Consider the following 18,723-nt stretch of genomic DNA (forward strand, 5'->3'; position numbering starts at 1 on the left):
AATCAGTCCTTCATGCCATTCGAAGCATGAGGGACTGATCTTTTTCGCCGCACGCCGCAAGCCCTCCCGATCTCCCCTCTTTTCAGGCTGTTCGGAAAGGTTCGAGCGCAAGGAACAAAAAAGGATCAGGGCCGACGCGCATGATGAATACGCGAGGATCTGATCCTTTTGCAGTGACGCCGCGATCGGGCCTTGCTCCCCTCTTTTCAGGCTGTTCGGAAAGGTTCGAGCGCAAGGAACAAAAAAGGATCAGGGCCGACGCGTATGATGAATACGCGAAGGTCTGATCCTTTTGCAGTGACGCCGCGATCGGGCCTTTCCGGACAGCCTGAACTATTTCATGCGCAGGTCCTGCATGAGCAGCCCCTGCAAGGCTGCGGTCATGCTCTTGTCGTACCGCCTGTCCTGAGCCAGATCGGCAGCGGCGGCCACCGGGGAAAGGCCCTCGGCATAGGGACGGTTCACGATCATGGCGCAAAAGGAATCCACAAGAGCGCAGAGCCTGCCCGGAAAGGACAGCTCCCGCGTCTTCTGTGGATAGCCTGATCCGTCGAGGCGCTCGTGATGCTCGGTCACGCAGGCCTCGACCTCGGGATACTTGAGATCGAGCTTGGCAAGCATCTCGTATCCGGCGCGGGTGTGCTGGTTGATCTTGGTACGCTCGTCCCCGGTCAGGGGCTTGTCCTTGGTGCGGATGAACGGCGGCACCTTGGTCATGCCCAGATCGTGCAGAAACAGCCCGGCCGTAACCCGGTCGAACACCTTGCGGTTGATCCTTCCGGCCTCGAAATCCTGAGCCTGAAGCTTGCCGAACAGGGCCAGCCCCAGAAATCCGCAGTTCACGGAATGGTTTTCCAGCGAATGCTCCTTGTGCAGACGGCGCACCAATGCGCGGGAACGGTGAATGTCCCCGGACAGGTACTCGGTGAGCACCATCAGGTCCACCCAGAGTTTTTCGAAGACAAGCGGCACGGGCTGGGCCATGAAATCGCCCATCCTGCGCGTGAGCGCCTGCGTGAAGATGTCCGCTATCTCCTTTTCCTTGAGATTCCTGTCCACCAGCACCAGATCAAGCTGGTAGCTGATGTGCTTGACGTACACGGGGTGGTCGTCGCGGGACACGAAGAGCAGCCCTTCCCGGCTCATGGCCGCGAGCTGCTCCACCTGTTCGTTGCTCAGTCTGCCTCCCACCTTGTAAAAGGGCGCGAGACGCCCCACATCCTCCTTGAAGCTGTAGATGTTCAGGGGCGGGCGGTACTTGTTGAAGCTGCCGAGGATGTCGGAGCTGATCTGGTAGTACTCCTCATTGAGTCCGTCCGGGATGTCGTGCTTCTGCTTCGCGCTCATTCTTCCGCTTCTTTGGTTGCCTTTTCATACAGCTTGACCACGTTGGTCTGGGTCACGCTCTTGCCGGGCTCGGGCTGGCCTGCGGTGATGATGGCGATATCGCCGTCCCTGAAGGCGGGACTGCGCCGGACGAACTCCTCGGTCCGTTCCTGGTGCCCCTTCACGCCTGCCGGAGGTTCAGCAGGAATAACTCCCCAGGAGAAATTCGTAAAGTGCCTGACCGTATGATCACTGCTCAAGGCGTAGATGGACTGGGCCGGGCGGCATGCGGAAAGGATGCGGGTTGTGGCGCCGGACGTGGAGTGGCAGACAATGCCGCGCGCATCGGTCTTGGCCGCCAGCATGGCCGCGGCATAGGCCAGAAACGTGGACGGATGCTCGCGGTCGAAGTGCTGGAGCACGTCGCGTTCACGGCCCTCGAACATGAAGCCTTCGATCTGGTACGCGATCTTGCGCATGAAGCGCACGGTCTCGCCCGGATACCGGCCGATGGCGGTTTCCTCGGACAGCATGATGCAGTCCGCACCGTCAAGGATGGCATTGGCCACGTCCGTGGTCTCGGCGCGGGTGGCCATGGGGCTGTTCACCATGGAAAGCAGCATCTGGGTCGCCACGATCACCGGCTTGCTGGCCTTGTTGCACGCCTTGATGATGCGCTTCTGGGCGACCGGCAGCTCGGCAAGGTCCAGTTCGAGTCCGAGATCGCCGCGCGCGACCATGACCCCGTCGGCCTCATCCAGAATGCGATCCAGATTCCTGATGGCCGCGGTGCGCTCCAGCTTGGCGATGATGGGCACCCTGCGTCCGTACTGGATCATCTCGGCGCGCAGGTTGCAGATGTCCTCGGGCTTCTGCACGAAGCTCATGGCCACAACGTCCACGCCCAGCTCCATGCCCACGGCAAGGTCCTTCTTGTCCTTTTCCGTGAGCGGGGCCAGCGGAGTTGTCTTGCCCGGAAAGGTGATTCCCTTGCGTGGCGGAGCAATGCCCGAGTTCACGGCCGTGACCCGAATCAGGCATTCATCCAGAATCTCGGACACGGTGAATCGGATCATGCCGTCGGACAGGGCAACCTGATCCCCGACCTGGACCCCCTTGAACAGGTCCTTGATGTCGAGACAGATGAACGGAAGCGTCGCCCCCTCGAACTTGTCGGGCGTACCGATGAGCACTTCGCTGCCCTTGGCAATCTCCAGCGTGCCCTGCCCCACGTCGCAAGTACGGATTTTGGGGCCGGAAAGGTCCTGGAGAATGGTGAGAGTGAATCCGGTCTCGTCTTCGAGCCTGCGGATGATGTCCACCATTTTCCGGAAGAATTCCACGCCGCCGTGGGAAAAATTCAGCCTGAATATCTTGGCTCCGGAAAGCACCAGTTCCTTTACCGCGTCGTAATTGTCCGTTCCCGGCCCGAGCGTCGCGATAATCTTGATGTGCCTGTCCATGAAATCACCCCTTTTTTTCAGGTTCCGTCCCGATTTTCAGCGGGATAATTGCGCTTTTCCACAACTTGTACACGTGTGGATGGTGAGAAGTCTAGGCGCAGGGTGCCAGAAAATCAACAATCCCCACGTTATTTTACCAACGTAGTCCGGATTTCGTATTGACAAACTCTTTGTTTTCCGCCAGAGGTGGAAGGAAGTGGAATAACGTGACGAGAGTGGGTAAAAAAGTGGGATAATACGCCACAACGGGAATGCCGATGAAATTTCGCGGCCACGTGCACAGAAGCCTCGACGACAAGGGGCGACTCATCCTTCCTCCGGACTTCAAGGACTCGATCCTGAAGGAGGTTCCGGAAGGCAGGATGATTTTGACGTTGCACGACGGACATGTGATCGGCATCACCCCGACCCAGTGGGATCGTCTGGAGGACGAGCTTGAAAAGATCAAGTCGCCCAGCCGTGCGGTCCAGAACATGATCCGCATCCTTTATTCCGGCTACACCGAGGCCCCGGTGGGCAAACAGGGTCGCATCGCCATCCCCGCGCATCTCCGCAAGAGCGGAAAGCTGGACAAGGATGTGGTGGTCCTGGGTGCGGGACGGCGGTTCGAGATCTGGCCCGCCGACAGTTACGAAGCCCTCCTGCAGGAGGACTTCGATGTATCCGAGGAGCTGGCGGAGAACAACGTCAGCCTCCCGTTCTGACGGGGAGAAGACAACGTGACGGACCCTGCGTCCATACACACAACGGTTCTTTTACATGAAGTGGTTCAGTGGCTCAGACCCAGACCGGGCGGTCGTTACATGGACGGCACCCTGGGCATGGGCGGCCACTCCAGGCTCATCATGGAGACGGCGGGCGAGAACGCCGAACTCTGTGGCCTGGATCGGGACGAACAGGCGCTTGCTCTGGCAGCCGAACGATTGGGACCGTTCGGTGACCGCGCTCATCTGTTCCACCTTCCCTTCAGCCGATTTGAGGAAGCTCTCGACGAGCTCGGCTGGGAAGGCGTGGATGGCGCAGTGCTGGATCTCGGCGTGTCGTCCCTGCAGCTCGACGAGGCGGAGCGGGGTTTCAGCTTCATCCATGACGGTCCCCTGGACATGCGCATGGACCCCGGCTTCGGCCAGTCGGCCAAGGACCTGGTCAACACACTGAAACACGGAGAGCTGGCGCGAATCATCCGGGTATACGGGGAAGACCCCATGGCCGGAAAAATCGCGTCCGCCATCCTGAGAGCCCGACAGCAGGAGCCCATCACACGGACCCTGCAACTGGCCGAGATCGTACGCCTCGCCTACCCGCCCAAGATGCGGCACACGGCGCGCAACCATCCGGCCACACGGACCTTTCAGGGACTGCGCATCGCAGTCAACAGGGAAATAGGGGAACTCGAATCATACCTTGAGACAGTAATGGACCGCCTGAATCCGGGCGGTCGGTTGGCCATAATCTCGTTTCACTCTCTGGAGGACAGAGTTGTGAAGCATGCGTTTCGGGATGCCGCCAAGGGATGTGTTTGTCCCCCCAGGCAACCGATATGCACCTGCGGCGGCATACCGAAACTCAAGGTTCTGACGAAAAAGCCGCTTCTCCCCGAAGAGGAGGAGATGCGGGCCAACCCGAGAAGCCGAAGCGCGAAGCTCAGAGTGGCCGAGCGTCTCGGCGCGGACGGGGAACAGGCATGAGCAAAGCGGACAAGACACTTCTGTGGATGATTCTCTCCCTCACCGGCATGGCCCTTTGTCTGGGCATGGCCACGGTGTGGCTGAACATCGACCGCATGGATCTGGCCTATGACCTGCGCAAGATGGAAAAGGCGCTGGATGCCAAGGAATCACTGGCCGTAAAACTCGAAGTGGAGCGCAACAACCTGGTATCCCCGTACCGGCTCAAGGAGTTGGCAAACAGACACGGGCTGGCTGTGGCCGAGCCCGGACAGATCAGGCGCATCGACGCCGAATAGTCGCGGCGCGGAGCAGACATGGTAAAGCACGGCAAAAAAAGCAAGGACTACAGCCGGATCAAGATGATCCTGGTCATGGCACTGTTCGGCCTTTCCCTGGCCGGACTGTGGGTCCGTGCAGGCTGGGTGCAGCTCCATGACGGGCCGCGTCTCCAGAAGATGGCGTCCCGGCAGAACCTTGCCGCGGAATTCGAGCGCGGGGAGCGCGGACGCATTCTGGACCGCAACGGCCAGATGCTCGCCACCAGCGTGGAAGCCAAATCCGTGTATGCCAGACCCGTGGAGGCCTCGGCCTCGCTGCAGAAATCCGTGGCCGTGCTGTCGCGGATTCTGCACATATCTCCGACGCGGGTCCGCAAGAAGCTTTCGTCAAAACGGCCATTCATATGGATCAAGCGGCAGGTCACGGACCGGGAAGCTCTGGCCGTGGACAAGGCCAAGCTGCCCGGGGTGCATCTCACCTCGGAATTCACCCGTCTGTACCCCAACGGACATCTGGCCGGGCAAGTGCTCGGCTTTGTCGATGTTGACGGCATGGGCCGCGAGGGCGTGGAGCGCGAGTTCCAGAAACGCATGGTGCCGGGCAAGGCCCGGTTCGTTGTCCAGCGCGACGCGTCCGGACGCAGGCTCTATCTGGATGCGGACGGGCGTGAAGTGGACGTGAACGGCAAGGACGTTCGCCTGACCATCGACACGCAGATTCAGCACGCAGCCGAGCAGTCCCTGGCCAACGCCATCCGCAAGTACGAAGCCCGCGCCGGAATCGTGGTCGTGGTGGACGTGCCCACGGGCGAGATACTGGCTCTGGCCAATGCACCGTTCTTCAACCCGAACATCTTCCGCAAGTCCCGGGCCGACCAGCGCCGCGCCCGGAGCCTGACCGACGTGTATGAGCCGGGCTCCACGCTCAAGCCCCTGCTCTTCGCGGCTGCGCTGGAAGAAGGCGTGATCACCCGGGACACCCTGATCGACTGCGAAAACGGCCGGTACAGGGTGGCGCGCAAGGTCATCCGCGACACGCACCCGGCGCGCTGGCTGCCAGCGAACAAGGTGCTCCGCTATTCCTCGAACATCGGATGCGTGAAAATAGCGGCGGATCTGGGTGCGGACGTCTACCATTCCTACTTGACCAAACTCGGGTTCGGTGAAAGAACCGGGCTGCGCCTTCCCGGCGAAAGCGGCGGCATTGTCATGCCCCCCACGAAGTGGACCAGCGTGGACCTGGCCGCCATCAGTTTCGGTCAGGGGATCGCTGCCACGGCCATACAGATGTCCAAGGCGTTTCTCTGCCTTGCCAATGGCGGAGAAACCCGCCGTCTGACTCTGGTGAAAAGCCCGAGCCCGGCTGCCAAAGACAGGCCCGTGCGCATCTTCAGCAGGGAGACCGCGGACACGGTCCTGTCCATGATGCGCGAAGTGGTGCAGGAGGACGGCACCGGACGCAGCGCACGCATTCCGGGCATATCCATGGCCGGCAAGACCGGCACGGCCCAGAAGGCATCCCGGGAAGGCGGATACGGCAAGGAATACCTTTCCTCGTTCGTGGGTCTGATTCCGGCGGAAAAGCCGGAACTGCTCTTTCTCGCCATGATCGACGAACCCCAGAAGTCCCAGTACGGGTCCAAGGTGGCCGCCCCGGTGGTACGCGAAGTGGCGATCCGTTCCCTGGCCTATCTGGACAAGCTTCCGGACAATATTTCCGAGACTGCGGTGGCGGTGAGCGCCCCCCGGACAAAGGACGGCGCGACCGATCTGGCCGCCGCCCTGCCCGCACCGCGCCCCGTGACCGTATCCGGGACGGTTCCCGCGCTACGCGGACTGCCCGTGCGCCGCGCCGTGGAAGCTCTGGCCCGGAAGGGCATCGTACCCGTTCTCAAGGGGGACGGCATGACGGTCGACAAACAGAAACCCGCTGCCGGCCAACCGTGGCCGGACGCTACAGGCAAGGGAGGGAAGGACGATGTTTTTGTTCTCTGGCTCTCCTAGCCGAAGGAAACACAAGGAACGCGGCGAAATGCAATTCGAAACGCTGCTCAAAAAGGTTCGCGGAAAGGGCCTGATGGTCCGTACCGATTCGCGCGAGGTTCAGCCCGGCGACTGCTTTGTCGCCCTGCCGGGCACCTCCGTGCGTGGCATGGACTTCATTCCCGCCGCTCTGGACAACGGTGCGGAATATCTGGTTGCCCCGGATTCCGCACGCGATCTCGTCGCCCCGGTGGCCGAAAGCCGTGCCGCCGTAATTTATCACGACAACACCGCAATCGCCCTCGGCGAACTGGCCCGCGCCTATTTCCATGTCATGGACCGCGAGATCAAGCTCGTGGCCATCACCGGAACCAACGGCAAGACCACCACCAGCTACATCATCGAACATCTGCTCTCCTGTGCAGGTCTCAAGGTGGGTGTGCTGGGCACGGTCAACTACCGCTGGCCCGGCTTTTCCATCGACGCCAAGCTCACCACCCCGGGCTGCTGGATGACCCACGAACTGCTCTCCAACATGAAGGAGGCGGACGTGGACGTGGCGATCATGGAAGTATCATCCCATGCTCTGGACCAGTACCGCGTGGCCGGACTGGATTTCGACGCGGCCGTGCTCACCAACGTGACGCAGGATCATCTGGACTACCACGGCGACATGGAGACCTATTTTTCGGCCAAGGCCAAGCTGTTCCGCGAATACCCGCGCATGGACAAGGCGGGCGTGGTCAATTTCAACGACCCGTTTGGTCGCAGGCTGCTTGAGGAAAATCCGGAAATCACGGCGTACGGTCTGGGCGACCACGATCTGCCCGAGGCCGGGGGCAAGCCCCGCAACGCAGTGCAGGGCCGGATGCTCTCCTGCACCGGACAGGGCATTGAGCTGGAAACCACGTGGAAAGGCAAGACCTGGACCATCCATTCTCCGCTGATCGGCGCATACAATGCGGCCAATCTGCTTGCGGCGCAGGCCGTGGGCCTGCATCTCGGCCTGTCCTGCAAGGACATGCGCTGTCTGGCCGACTTTCACGGAGTTCCCGGTCGTCTGGAGCGCGTGAAGAACGAAAAGAATCTGCCCATTTTCGTGGATTACGCCCACACGCCGGATGCGCTGGAGAACGTGCAGAAGACCCTGAAGGAACTGGATTTCGACAGATTGATCACGGTATTCGGCTGCGGCGGCGACCGCGACCGTGCCAAACGCCCGCTCATGGCAAAGGCCGTGGCTCGCTGGGCCGATGTCGCGGTGCTCACCTCGGACAATCCGCGCACCGAAGACCCGATCGCCATCATGGACGACGCACGTCCCGGGCTGGAAGGCAGCCACGAGGTTCTGGAAAACCCGGACCGTCAGACCGCCATAAATCTGGCCGTGGCCGCCATGAACCAGAACGACGTGCTGCTCATCGCGGGCAAGGGCCACGAGGATTACCAGATCATCGGCACGGACCGCATCGACTTTTCGGACAAGACCGCCGTGCTTCGCGCTCTCGGGGAGGTCGAATAACATGCTGACCACCCTTGCAGAAGTGCAGAAATGCCTGCGCACTCCTCCGGAAAAGGCATTCAAGTCCATCGCCGTGAACAACGTGCAGACCGACAGCCGCGCCGTCCAGCGCGGCGACGTGTTCTTCTGCATCGAAGGCGAAAATCTGGACGGCCATGAATTTGCGGCGCAGGCTGCCAGGGCCGGAGCCGCCGCCGTGGTCACCCACCGTCTGATCGATGATCCGGGCGTGCCCGTACTCATGGTGCGCAACACCCGGGAAGCCCTGGGCCGACTGGCCGCCTGCTGGCGCGCCCTGTGCGGTGCGCGGCTCGTTGCCGTGACCGGCACCGCAGGCAAGACCACGGTCAAGGAAATGCTGGCCGAGGTGTGCTCCGAGGCCTATTCGGTCGCCAGAAACTACCGGAATTTCAACACCCAGATAGGACTGCCCATGTCCATGCTCAAGGCCCGGGAAGACCAGGACCTGTGGGTCATGGAAGCGGGCATCAGCCATCTGGGCGACATGGACGACCTCGGCCCGGTGGCCAACCCGGACATCGCAGTCATCACCAATGTCGGCCCCGGCCATCTCGAAGGGCTGGGCGACATCGAGAACGTGGCGAAATCCAAGGCCTCCCTGCTCCGCTTTCTGCGGCCCAAGGGCAAGGCCGTTGTCAGCGCGGACTACCCCGAGCTTCTGGCCGCGGTCCGGCAGTACACCAAATTCCCGATCATGTTCTCGACCAGGGACGCGGCCATGCCGTACTACGCGACCTTCCTCGGCCCCGAGGCCGACGGCTCGGGCCGCTACAAGCTGCGCACCCCGAACGGCGAACGCGAATTCACCGCCCCCTTCTGCGGCGAGCACTATGCGGAAAACACCGCTGCCGTGGCTGCTGCGGCTCAGGCTCTGGAACTCACCCTTGACGAGGTGGTGGAAGGCCTGAAGCGTTTCCGCACGGATTCCCAGCGGTTCTGCTGCACGGCAACGGGCGGCGTGTGCGTGATCAACGACACCTACAACGCCAACCCCCTGTCCATGAGCCATGCCATTCGCACGGCACAGGTCATGGCTGACGGCCGTCCGCTGGTGCTCGTGCTCGGCGACATGCGCGAACTGGGCAGCGAAGCGGAACAGCGGCACAGGGAACTGGGCGAACTGCTCAGGGAAATCGACCCGAAAGCCGTGTTCTACAAAGGCGATCACGCAGCCGACGTGACCGTGGGCTTCGGCGCCGGACGCCTGATCCGCGCCAACGATTCGGATTCCTTCATCAGGACATGGCGGGACATGGGTTTGGAAAAAGCCGTGGTGCTCTTCAAGGGCTCCCGCTCCATGCGCATGGAGGAATTCGCCAATGCGCTGAACAGGGAGCTCGGCTCGAACGGGGGTGCTGCATGATCTACAACCTGCTCTACCCCCTGAGCACGGAAATCGGCGTATTCAACGTGTTCCGGTACATCACGTTCCGGTCCGTCTGGGCGCTGCTCACCGCCCTGCTCATCTCCATCGTGTTCGGCCCGGCCATGATCCGCTGGCTGCGTCGCATCAAATGCGGCCAGTACATTCAGGAGGACGGTCCCGCACATCAGGCCAAGGCCGGAACCCCGACCATGGGCGGCATCATGATCATCGCCAGCGTGACGATCAGCACCCTGCTCTGGGCCGACCTGTCCAACCCCTATGTCTGGCTGACCATGATGGTCTTCGTGGGCTTCGGGGCCGTGGGCTTTGCGGACGACTATCTCAAGGTGGTCAAGAAACGGAACATGGGCCTGTCTGCCAAGGCCAAGTTTCTGGGCCAGTGCGCGGTCGCAGCCGCAGCCATTGCCGTGCTGATTCAGGAGCCTGCCTACTCGACCCAGCTGGCCGTGCCGTTCTTCAAGAATTTCCAGCCCGATCTGGGATGGGCCTATCTGCCCTTTGCCATGATCGTGCTCGTGGGCGCGTCCAATGCCGTGAACCTTACGGACGGACTTGACGGACTGGCCATCGGCCCCATGGTCGTGGCCATGGCCTGCTTCGCCATATTCATCTACGTGTCCGGCCATGCCCAGATCGCCACGTATCTGGCCGTGCCCAACGTGCAGGGCATCGGCGAGGTCACGGTCTTCTGCGGAGCCATGGTGGGCGCGGGACTGGGCTTTTTGTGGTTCAATGCCCATCCGGCGCAGGTGTTCATGGGCGACGTGGGTTCCCTGAGTCTGGGCGGCGCGCTCGGTTTCGTGGCCGTGCTGGCCAAGCAGGAACTCCTGCTTGCCATCGTGGGCGGCGTGTTCGTGTTCGAGACCCTCTCGGTCATTCTTCAGGTGGGCTACTTCAAGCTCACCGGGGGCAAGCGCATCTTCAAGATGGCGCCCCTGCACCACCACTTCGAACTCAAGGGCATCCCGGAATCCAAGATCATCGTCAGATTCTGGATTCTCTCCATCCTCATGGCGCTCATGGCGCTGAGCACGCTCAAACTGAGGTAGAAACGATGAACCGCATCATGCGCAAATTCATCAAGGAAAAAATCCTCGCCGACAAACTCGCCGTGGTTGTGGGTGCGGGCCGCTCCGGTCTGGCCGCAGCCCGGCTGCTCTGCGTGCTGGGCGCGACCGTGCGCGTGGTGGATGCCAACGACACGCTTGATCCGTCCATTGTCAACGACATCGCGGGCGACATCGAACTCCAGACCGGCAGGCACTCCCCGGCCCAGTTCGCGGACGCGGACATCGTGGTGCTTTCCCCGGGCGTGCCCGTGAAAAGACTGGAGCCGTTCCTGAAGGATGTACCCGCACGCAAGATCGTGGCCGAACTGGAACTGGCCTCCTGGTTCATCGAAGCCCCGGTCCTTGCCGTGACCGGCTCCAATGGCAAGACCACGACCACCACGCTGATCAGCGAAATTCTGGAGAAATCCGGACTGCGTACATTCACCGGTGGCAACATCGGCACGCCCCTGTGCGAATATCTGCTGGACATGGAGCCCGTGGACGTGATCGTGCTGGAGGTTTCCAGCTTCCAGCTCCAGAACTGCCGCCTGTTCAAGCCGCATGTCGGCCTGTTCCTGAACCTCGCGCCCAACCATCTGGATTATCATGAGGACATGGAGGAGTATCTCCATGCCAAACTCAATTTGTTTGCCCACATGAACGAATCGGATGCGGCCCTGCTGCACGAAAGCCTGCGCCCCGTGCTTGAGGGCCGCGACATCACGCGCGCCCGAATGGAATGGTTCGGCCCCACGGACCGGTTCGAGGCCCCGCATCTGCTCGGCGAGCACAACAGGTCCAACGTGGAAGCCGCGTGGCAGGCCGTGCGCCGCTTCGGCGTGACCGAGGAACAGGCAGCCGAGGCCATCCGCGAATTCAAGCCCCTTGCCCACCGCATCGAACCCGTGGGCGAAAAGGGCGACGTGCTGTTCGTGGACGATTCCAAGGCCACGACGCTGGAAGCCGTGGTCGCTGCGGTCAGGAGTTTCGACCGCCCGGTACGGCTGCTCATGGGCGGCGTGTTCAAGGGCGGCGACGTGGCCGCACTGGCCCGCGACGTCAAGGATCACGTCAGAAGCGTGGCCCTGTTCGGCGCGAGCCGCGAGGTGTTCGAACCCGAACTCGCCAAGATGTTTCCCGTGTCCTGGGACGCGACCCTTGATCTGGCCGTGAAGCGGCTGTACGCGGACGCGAATCCCGGCGACGTGATCCTGCTTTCCCCGGGCACGTCCAGCTTCGACCTGTATTCCGGCTATGCCCAGCGCGGCAACCACTTCCAGAGCGTGGTGGAGGAACTTGCATGAGTCGAAAGCTCAATTCCGTCATGACCGCGCCCGGGCGCATGGACCACTGGCTCCTGCTGGCAACGCTGTTGCTCGGCGGGTTCGGCCTGATCATGGTCCTGTCCTCGTCCGGCATCATGGCCGAGCACTACTTCGACGACAAGTACCACTTCTTCCGCCGCCAGCTCGCGTTCACCGGCGTGGGGCTGTCAGCCATGGTCGTGTGCATGCAGCTTCCCAAGAAGGTGCTGTACGGCCTGACCTATCTCTGGGTGGCCGGGGCCATGATCCTGCTGGGCCTGACCCTGTCGCCCCTCGGCCTGAACATCAATGGCGCGAGCCGCTGGCTCCGGCTCGGCCCCGTGAACATCCAGCCCCTTGAATTCGCCAAGGTGGCCCTGATCTTCTATCTGGCCTATTTCTTCGCGCACAAGCAGGACATGGTGAAAACCTTTTCCGTGGGCTTTCTGCCCCCGTTCATCGTCACGGGCATGTTCTGCGGCCTGCTCCTGCTCCAGCCGGACTTCGGCGGCGCCGTGATGCTGGCCGGGCTGCTCTTCTTCATGTGCGCGGCAGGCGGAACCCGACTCAGCTACCTGCTGCTTTCCCTGATCTTCGCGGGCGGCGCAGGCTGGCTGCTCATTTCGTCCTCGCCCTACCGCTTCAAGCGGTGGACCGCATTTCTGGACCCGTTCGCCTCGGCCCAGAACGAAGGCTATCAGCTGGTCCAGTCCCTGTACGCCTTCGGCTCCGGTCAGATATGGGGTACCGGGCTGGGTGCGGGCAAACAGAAGCTGCTGTTCCTGCCCGAGGCGCACAACGACTTCATCATGGCCGTGGTGGGCGAGGAACTCGGCTTCGTGGGCCTGTCCATGATCTTCGTGCTCATCGGCTTCTTCCTGTACCGTGCCTTTCGCGTGGCACTGAAGCAGGAGGAGCTTCAGGACCGGTTCACGGCGTTCGGCATGACCCTGATTCCGGCTCTGGGTTTCGTGCTCAATCTGGCCGTGGTCCTCGGCACGGTGCCGCCCAAGGGCGTGGCCATGCCGTTCGTGAGCTACGGCGGGTCCAACCTGACCATTTCATTCATCTGCGCAGGCATCCTGCTGAACCTTTCCCGGGGGGCAAAGGCATGACCGCGCTCTCCAGACTCGTCATCACCACCGGGGGAACCGGGGGACACGTGTTCCCCGCACTTGCCGTGGCCGAGGAAATCCGGCATCGCAACCCGGACGCGCGCATCCTGTTCCTTGGCGGCAGCGGACCGGAAGGCGACATGGCCCGGACACGCGGACTGGAATTTCGCGAACTCCCGGCAAAAGGCATCATGGGCCGAGGGCTCAAGGGAATGGTTCAGGGCATGGGCTGGGTCGGCAGAGGCGTGTGCCTTGCCCGGCGCGAACTGCGGCGCTTCCAGCCGGATGCGGTCATCGGTTTTGGCGGCTATGCGGGATTCTGCCCGGTGCTGGCCGCCCGGATAGCAAGCATTCCCTGCGCTGTACACGAGCAGAACTCCATGCCCGGCGCAGCCAACCGCATGCTCGGCAATTTCGCGAACACGATTTTCATTTCCTTCGGGAATGTGCACGGCGCATTCCCCGAGGCAAAGATTCGGCTCACTGGCAATCCGGTGCGGCGGGACATCGCGGAAACGGGTGCACTCCGCGCCGAACGCCAACGAGGCAGGCACGTGCTCGTGCTGGGTGGCAGTCAGGGAGCGCATCCCCTGAACACCACCGTGATCCAGGCACTGCCCGATCTCATGGCAGCCGGGATCACCCTGACCCACCAGACCGGTCCGGCCGATCTGGAACAGGTGCGCCAAGCCTACCGGGAGGCTGGCGCGGACCCGGAACAGGTTCGGGATTTCATCGAGGACATGGCTTTCGAATACGCGCGGGCCGACCTTGCGGTCTGCCGCGCCGGAGCCACCACGGTATTCGAAGTGGCCGCAGCCGGGGTTCCCGCGATTTTCGTGCCGTTTCCCCAGGCCACGCACGACCATCAGACATTGAACGCAAAAGCCCTTGCAGACCGGGGAGCCGCGCGGCTCCTGCCCCAGTCCGAACTGGACCCGGGCTTGCTGGCGCGGGACGTGGCGGAACTGCTCCGCGACCCGGAACAGCTCAAGGGCATGGAAACCGCGGCGCTCGGCTTTGCCCGCCCGGATGCGGCCTCCCGCATTGCGGACGGACTGGAAGCACTCTGCGCCAAGGTCGCATAAAGAGGATTTTTTCATGGCAGCAGCACAGGGACCATATCTGACCGTAGGCGGCGAAGCCTGTCCGGCCATGCGCGCCAGAGTGAACAAGATTCACATGGTGGGCATTGGCGGCTCGGGCATGAACGGCATTGCCGAAGTACTCATCAACATGGGCTTCACGGTCACGGGTTCGGACCTTTCCGCAGGCGCGGCAGTGAAACGGCTGGAAAAGCTGGGCGCAAACGTGTTCATCGGCCACGGCGCGGACAACGTGGACAAGGCCGACGTGCTCATCAAGTCCACGGCCATCCCGGACGACAATCCGGAACTGGTCGCAGCCCGGGAAATGGGCATTCCCATCATCCCGCGCGCCGAGATGCTGGCCGAGCTCATGCGTCTGCGCACAGGCGTGGCTGTCGCCGGAACCCACGGCAAGACCACGACCACGTCCCTGCTGGCCACCATGTTCACCGAGGCCGGGCTCGACCCCACCGTAATCATCGGCGGCAAACTCAACACCTTCGGGTCCAACGCGCGCCTCGGTGAGGGCGACTACCTCATTGCCGAGGCCGACGAATCGGACGGCTCGTTCCTGCTGCTCTCGCCCATCATTTCCGTGGTCACGAACGTGGACCGCGACCATCTGGATTTCTATGCGGACCAGGACGCCATCGACGATTCCTTCACCGCGTTCATGAACAAGATTCCGTTCTACGGCATGAACGTGGTCTGCGGCGACGACTCGGGCGTGCAACGGCTGCTGCCCAGAATCAAGCGCCCGTGCCTGACCTACGGACTCGGTCCGAAAAACCGGCTGCGCGGCGAGATCATCAGCTCGCACCTGCGGAGCCTGTTCAAGGTCTATCTGGACGACGTGCTCTGGGGCGAATGCACCGTGGCCCAGCCCGGCATGCACAACGTGCTCAACGCGCTGGCCGCCATCGGCGTGGGCCTCGAAGCCGGACTGGACAAGGACTCCATCCTGTCCGGACTGGCCAATTTCGGCGGCGTGGGCCGCAGGTTCGAACGCAAGGGCGAACGCGGCGGCGTGCTGGTCATCGACGACTACGGCCATCATCCGGCCGAAATCCGGGCCAACCTGCGCACGGCCCGGGCCTGCTATCCGGACCGCAGGCTGGTCGTGGCATTCCAGCCGCACCGTTTTTCCCGCACGCAGGCCCTGTTCGGCGAATTCTGCAAGGTGTTCACGGACGCGGACCTGCTTCTGCTCACGGAAATCTACCCGGCCAGCGAATCCCCGATCCCGGGCGTGAACAGCATGTCCCTGGCCCACGGCATCAAGCAGGTCAGCGATACCAAGGTCAAGTTCTATGCGGATTTCGAGGAACTCAAGGCTGCACTGCCCGACGTACTGCAACCCGGCGACCTGTTCATGACGCAGGGCGCGGGCTCCATCTACACCGTGGGCGAGCACTGGCTCAATCTGGCACAGAAAAAGGACAAATAGGATTTCACCATGGCCCTGGAACGCATCGACAACCCCGCGTTGAGCGAACGCACCTCTCTCGGCTTCGGCGGCTGCGCCGCAGTGGAGCTGATCGTGCGCGAGGAAAACGACCTTGACGCGGTCGCCGACTTCCTGGGTCGAAACGCGCTCCCTCCCTTCGTGCTGGGCCGGGGCACCAACCTGCTCGCCCGGAATGCGCGGCACGAGCTGGTCCTGCTTCGCGCAGGACTGCCCTCGTACCCGGACCGGATCGAGGAGCAGAACGGCAAGATCATTGTCCGCGCCGGGGCCGGCCTCAGGCTTCCGGGACTGCTGGGCTGGGCGCAGAAGGCCGGATTTTCCGGTCTGGAAGGCCTGACCGGCATCCCGGGTTCCGTGGGGGGGGCCGTCGCCATGAACGCAGGATCATACGGAGTGGAGTTCGGCGACGTGCTGACCCGCATCCGCCTGTGGACCCCGGCGCAGGGACTTTTCTGGATGCACGCAGCGGACTGCGAGTTCGGATACCGCCATTTCGACCCGGGCTGTGGCAAGGCCCTGATCTGGGAAGTGGAACTGGCGCTGGACGAGGCTTCATCCAGAAGCGTGCACAAGGCCATGAAGCAGGCCTATGCCCAAAAACGCAAAACCCAGCCCGTGACCGCGAAAAGCGCGGGCTGCGTGTTCAGAAACCCCGAAGGGGACAGCGCGGGCAGGCTTCTGGACAAGGCGGGCTTCCGGGGCGCGAGACTGGGAGGCGTGGGCTTTTCCGAGATGCACGCAAACTTTCTGGTCAACATGGGAAACGGCACCGGCGAGGAGGCTTTGGAGCTGATGGACCAGGCCCGCATGCGGGTCCGGGAACTCTTTGGCGTGAATCTGGAAACGGAGGTCATCATCCTGTGAGCACCGCGACCCTGAACAAGACCGCCAAACTCCGTCTGGGCGGCGGCAAGAACAATGCCTACCGAGGGGGACGCAAGCGTCCGAGCGGCAATGGATCGCCCACGGGCTGGATCGTGGTCCGCCGCATCCTGATCATCTGGCTCACTCTGGCCGTGCTCGCGGCCCTGAGTGTGGGCCTGCTCTATGGATACAGACTGGCCACCACGCATCCGTTCTTCGGCCTGACCTCCATCACGGTGGAGGGCAACCAGCGACTGACCAGAGGCCACATCCTCAAGACGGGCGACGTGAGCCTCGGCCTGAACAGTCTGGACATGAACGTGGCCGAGGTCGAGGAAAAGCTCTTCCGCGACCCGTGGATCAAGGCCGCCACCGTGCGCCGCGAACTACCCAACAGGCTCTGGATCGGCGTGACCGAAAAGGTGCCCGCATTCTGGGTGCGGCAGGGCAACGGCCTCTACTATGCGGATGCCGAAGGCAGGGTCATCGCGCCCGTGCATCCCGGGGACACGGAATCCCTGCCCATGCTGGCCGTTGCACGGGAGGACGAAGCCGTCGGCAGCCTGCTCTCCTCGTTTCTGGGCAAGATCGGCAACGGCGAAATCCCCATCTCGCAGGAACAGATAGCCTGGATGCGCGTGAATCAGGGCGGAGAGTTCGAAATATTTCTGGACGGCAGGAATCTCACGCTGCGCATGGACGCGGACATGTGGGAAATCCAGCTGCACCGCATCAAGACGGTCTGGAGAGACCTGATGGAGCGGGGAGAATTCGCAAACGCGGCCTCGATCACGGCTGCGGGCGACAAGGTCTGGGTAATCAGGCGCGGCTAACGTCGGACACGGCGGAACCGGCGCAACAGGGAATACGGGAATAGAGGAAAAGGAGACGACAATGGCCAAAAACGATCTCATCGTGGGCCTGGACGTGGGAACCACCAAGATCTGCACGGTCGTGGGCGAGCCCACGGAAACCGGGGTTGACATCATCGGCATCGGCACCGCGCCGTCCACCGGCCTGCGCCGCGGCGTGGTGGTCAACATCGAAAAGACCGTGCAGTGCATAAAGAAGGCGCTTGAGGATGCCGAACTCATGGCGGGCTGCGACATCCGCACCGTGTACGCGGGCATTGCGGGCAGCCACATTCAGGGCTTCAACAGTCACGGGGTCATCGCGGTCAAGGGCGGCGAGGTCACCCAGCGCGACGTGGACCGTGTCATCGAGGCGGCCAAGGCCATTGCCATTCCCATGGATCGCGAGGTATTGCATACCCTGCCTCAGGAATTCATCGTCGACGATCAGCGCGGCATCGCCGATCCGCTGGGCATGGCCGGGGTACGGCTCGAGGTCAAGGTGCACATCGTGACCGGTGCGGTCACGTCCGCCCAGAACATCATCCGCTCCTGCAACCGCTCCGGGCTGGATGTGTCCAACATCGTGCTGGAGTCTCTTGCCTCGTCCAAGGCCGTGCTCTCTCCCGAGGAACGGGAAATCGGCGTGGCCCTCGTGGATGTGGGCGGCGGCACCACGGACATCGCCATCTTTTCCAAGGATTCCATCAAGCACACCTCGGTGCTCGCGCTGGGCGGTCACAACCTGACCAACGACATCGCCTACGGCCTGCGCACCCCCATGGTGGCTGCCGAAAAGATCAAGATGGATTACGGCTGCGCCATGGCCGATCTGGTCACCAATGACGAGATCATCGAGGTGCCGAGCGTGGGCGGACGCGATTCGCGCAAGATGTCCAAACGCGTGCTGGCCGAGATATGCGAGCCGAGATGCGAGGAAATCCTCGCGCTGGTGGATCAGGAACTCATCAAGTCCGGGTTCAAGAACATGATCGCGGCTGGCGTGGTGCTCACTGGTGGCACCTGCCTGATCGACGGCATGCAGGAGCTCGCGGAACAGATTTTCGACCTTCCGGTGCGCATCGGATTCCCTGACGAGGGAATCGGCGGGCTCACCGAAGAGGTCCACAGCCCCAAGTTCGCCACGGCCGTGGGTTTGCTGCTCCACGGTGCGGAAGAGGAAGGCGGACGCAGAGTCCGGCCCTTCAAGATTCGCGACGACTCGGGGTTCGACCGCATCCTGTCCAGAATGAAGAAGTGGTTTACCGACATCGCCTAGCAAGGCGGCAAAACGCTCATCAGGCGGACGGACTCATCGGCTTCGGCCACGG

At 62.5% G+C, this 18,723-nt stretch carries 16 protein-coding genes; 14 read left to right on the plus strand and 2 right to left on the minus strand.

From position 1 onward, the window contains the following. Window positions 1-333 precede the first annotated feature (333 nt). Both MPN23_RS10135 and pyk read right to left on the minus strand, forming a co-directional pair. The gene (locus tag MPN23_RS10135) at window positions 334-1,347 is read right to left on the minus strand and encodes an HD-GYP domain-containing protein (protein WP_243544089.1); all 1,014 of its coding nucleotides are present in this window, start codon (window positions 1,345-1,347) and stop codon (window positions 334-336) included. After that, the gene (pyk, locus tag MPN23_RS10140) at window positions 1,344-2,789 is read right to left on the minus strand and encodes a pyruvate kinase (protein WP_243544090.1); all 1,446 of its coding nucleotides are present in this window, start codon (window positions 2,787-2,789) and stop codon (window positions 1,344-1,346) included. Before pyk ends, MPN23_RS10135 begins: the two co-directional genes overlap by 4 nt. A gap of 257 nt (window positions 2,790-3,046) precedes the next feature. Here pyk and MPN23_RS10145 point away from each other — a divergent pair, with 257 nt between their 5' ends. The 14 genes from MPN23_RS10145 to ftsA all read left to right on the plus strand — a co-directional run bounded on the left by MPN23_RS10145 (window position 3,047) and on the right by ftsA (window position 18,671). After that, a complete protein-coding gene (locus MPN23_RS10145) occupies window positions 3,047-3,493 on the plus strand; it encodes a division/cell wall cluster transcriptional repressor MraZ (RefSeq protein ID WP_243544091.1) in 447 nt (148 codons plus the stop codon). 15 nt (window positions 3,494-3,508) lie between these two features. Next, window positions 3,509-4,477, plus strand: coding sequence for a 16S rRNA (cytosine(1402)-N(4))-methyltransferase RsmH (rsmH, locus tag MPN23_RS10150; protein WP_243544092.1), 969 nt, complete (start codon window positions 3,509-3,511; stop codon window positions 4,475-4,477). After that, complete coding sequence (locus MPN23_RS10155) at window positions 4,474-4,755, plus strand: hypothetical protein (protein ID WP_243544093.1); 282 nt, start codon at window positions 4,474-4,476, stop codon at window positions 4,753-4,755. Before rsmH ends, MPN23_RS10155 begins: the two co-directional genes overlap by 4 nt. A gap of 18 nt (window positions 4,756-4,773) precedes the next feature. Continuing rightward, the gene (locus MPN23_RS10160; RefSeq protein WP_243544094.1) at window positions 4,774-6,741 is read left to right on the plus strand and encodes a penicillin-binding transpeptidase domain-containing protein; all 1,968 of its coding nucleotides are present in this window, start codon (window positions 4,774-4,776) and stop codon (window positions 6,739-6,741) included. Further along, window positions 6,716-8,242 (plus strand): UDP-N-acetylmuramoyl-L-alanyl-D-glutamate--2,6-diaminopimelate ligase, encoded by a 1,527-nt coding sequence (locus tag MPN23_RS10165; protein ID WP_243544095.1) that lies wholly within the window; start codon window positions 6,716-6,718, stop codon window positions 8,240-8,242. The genes MPN23_RS10160 and MPN23_RS10165 overlap by 26 nt, the downstream gene beginning before the upstream one ends. Before the next feature lies 1 nt (window position 8,243). After that, a complete protein-coding gene (locus MPN23_RS10170) occupies window positions 8,244-9,626 on the plus strand; it encodes a UDP-N-acetylmuramoyl-tripeptide--D-alanyl-D-alanine ligase (protein WP_243544096.1) in 1,383 nt (460 codons plus the stop codon). After that, window positions 9,623-10,699: a phospho-N-acetylmuramoyl-pentapeptide-transferase gene (gene mraY / locus MPN23_RS10175; RefSeq protein WP_243544097.1), complete on the plus strand. Its 1,077-nt coding sequence runs from the start codon at window positions 9,623-9,625 to the stop codon at window positions 10,697-10,699. The genes MPN23_RS10170 and mraY overlap by 4 nt, the downstream gene beginning before the upstream one ends. Window positions 10,700-10,704: 5 nt before the next feature. Further along, window positions 10,705-12,006: a UDP-N-acetylmuramoyl-L-alanine--D-glutamate ligase gene (gene murD, locus MPN23_RS10180; RefSeq protein WP_243544098.1), complete on the plus strand. Its 1,302-nt coding sequence runs from the start codon at window positions 10,705-10,707 to the stop codon at window positions 12,004-12,006. Continuing rightward, window positions 12,003-13,121 carry a putative lipid II flippase FtsW gene (ftsW, locus tag MPN23_RS10185; protein ID WP_243544099.1) on the plus strand — a complete coding sequence of 373 codons (1,119 nt, stop codon included), beginning with the start codon at window positions 12,003-12,005 and terminating at the stop codon, window positions 13,119-13,121. The genes murD and ftsW overlap by 4 nt, the downstream gene beginning before the upstream one ends. Next, window positions 13,118-14,209 (plus strand): undecaprenyldiphospho-muramoylpentapeptide beta-N-acetylglucosaminyltransferase, encoded by a 1,092-nt coding sequence (murG, locus tag MPN23_RS10190; protein WP_243544100.1) that lies wholly within the window; start codon window positions 13,118-13,120, stop codon window positions 14,207-14,209. Before ftsW ends, murG begins: the two co-directional genes overlap by 4 nt. A gap of 67 nt (window positions 14,210-14,276) precedes the next feature. Next, on the plus strand, window positions 14,277-15,656 hold the full coding sequence (gene murC, locus MPN23_RS10195) for a UDP-N-acetylmuramate--L-alanine ligase (protein ID WP_424450072.1): 1,380 nt from the start codon (window positions 14,277-14,279) through the stop codon (window positions 15,654-15,656). A gap of 9 nt (window positions 15,657-15,665) precedes the next feature. After that, on the plus strand, window positions 15,666-16,541 hold the full coding sequence (gene murB, locus MPN23_RS10200) for a UDP-N-acetylmuramate dehydrogenase (protein ID WP_243544102.1): 876 nt from the start codon (window positions 15,666-15,668) through the stop codon (window positions 16,539-16,541). Further along, window positions 16,538-17,374 (plus strand): cell division protein FtsQ/DivIB, encoded by an 837-nt coding sequence (locus MPN23_RS10205; protein WP_243544103.1) that lies wholly within the window; start codon window positions 16,538-16,540, stop codon window positions 17,372-17,374. The genes murB and MPN23_RS10205 overlap by 4 nt, the downstream gene beginning before the upstream one ends. A gap of 61 nt (window positions 17,375-17,435) precedes the next feature. Continuing rightward, window positions 17,436-18,671 carry a cell division protein FtsA gene (ftsA, locus tag MPN23_RS10210; RefSeq protein WP_243544104.1) on the plus strand — a complete coding sequence of 412 codons (1,236 nt, stop codon included), beginning with the start codon at window positions 17,436-17,438 and terminating at the stop codon, window positions 18,669-18,671. Window positions 18,672-18,723: the final 52 nt, after the last annotated feature.

Origin of the sequence: Pseudodesulfovibrio tunisiensis, from assembly GCF_022809775.1 — a bacterium.
GTDB classification, from domain to species: Bacteria; Desulfobacterota; Desulfovibrionia; order Desulfovibrionales; family Desulfovibrionaceae; genus Pseudodesulfovibrio; species Pseudodesulfovibrio tunisiensis.

Excerpts from the sequence above, each read along its gene's own strand:
- ftsW (WP_243544099.1), top strand. The coding sequence starts at position 12,003 with ATGAGTCGAAAGCTCAATTCCGTCATGACCGCGCCCGGGCGCATGGAC.
- murG (WP_243544100.1), top strand. The coding sequence starts at position 13,118 with ATGACCGCGCTCTCCAGACTCGTCATCACCACCGGGGGAACCGGGGGA.
- MPN23_RS10160 (WP_243544094.1), top strand. The coding sequence starts at position 4,774 with ATGGTAAAGCACGGCAAAAAAAGCAAGGACTACAGCCGGATCAAGATG.
- MPN23_RS10170 (WP_243544096.1), top strand. The coding sequence starts at position 8,244 with ATGCTGACCACCCTTGCAGAAGTGCAGAAATGCCTGCGCACTCCTCCG.
- pyk (WP_243544090.1), bottom strand. The coding sequence starts at position 2,789 with ATGGACAGGCACATCAAGATTATCGCGACGCTCGGGCCGGGAACGGAC.
- murC (WP_424450072.1), top strand. The coding sequence starts at position 14,277 with ATGCGCGCCAGAGTGAACAAGATTCACATGGTGGGCATTGGCGGCTCG.
- MPN23_RS10145 (WP_243544091.1), top strand. The coding sequence starts at position 3,047 with ATGAAATTTCGCGGCCACGTGCACAGAAGCCTCGACGACAAGGGGCGA.
- mraY (WP_243544097.1), top strand. The coding sequence starts at position 9,623 with ATGATCTACAACCTGCTCTACCCCCTGAGCACGGAAATCGGCGTATTC.
- MPN23_RS10165 (WP_243544095.1), top strand. The coding sequence starts at position 6,716 with ATGTTTTTGTTCTCTGGCTCTCCTAGCCGAAGGAAACACAAGGAACGC.
- murB (WP_243544102.1), top strand. The coding sequence starts at position 15,666 with ATGGCCCTGGAACGCATCGACAACCCCGCGTTGAGCGAACGCACCTCT.
- murD (WP_243544098.1), top strand. The coding sequence starts at position 10,705 with ATGAACCGCATCATGCGCAAATTCATCAAGGAAAAAATCCTCGCCGAC.
- MPN23_RS10155 (WP_243544093.1), top strand. The coding sequence starts at position 4,474 with ATGAGCAAAGCGGACAAGACACTTCTGTGGATGATTCTCTCCCTCACC.
- ftsA (WP_243544104.1), top strand. The coding sequence starts at position 17,436 with ATGGCCAAAAACGATCTCATCGTGGGCCTGGACGTGGGAACCACCAAG.
- MPN23_RS10135 (WP_243544089.1), bottom strand. The coding sequence starts at position 1,347 with ATGAGCGCGAAGCAGAAGCACGACATCCCGGACGGACTCAATGAGGAG.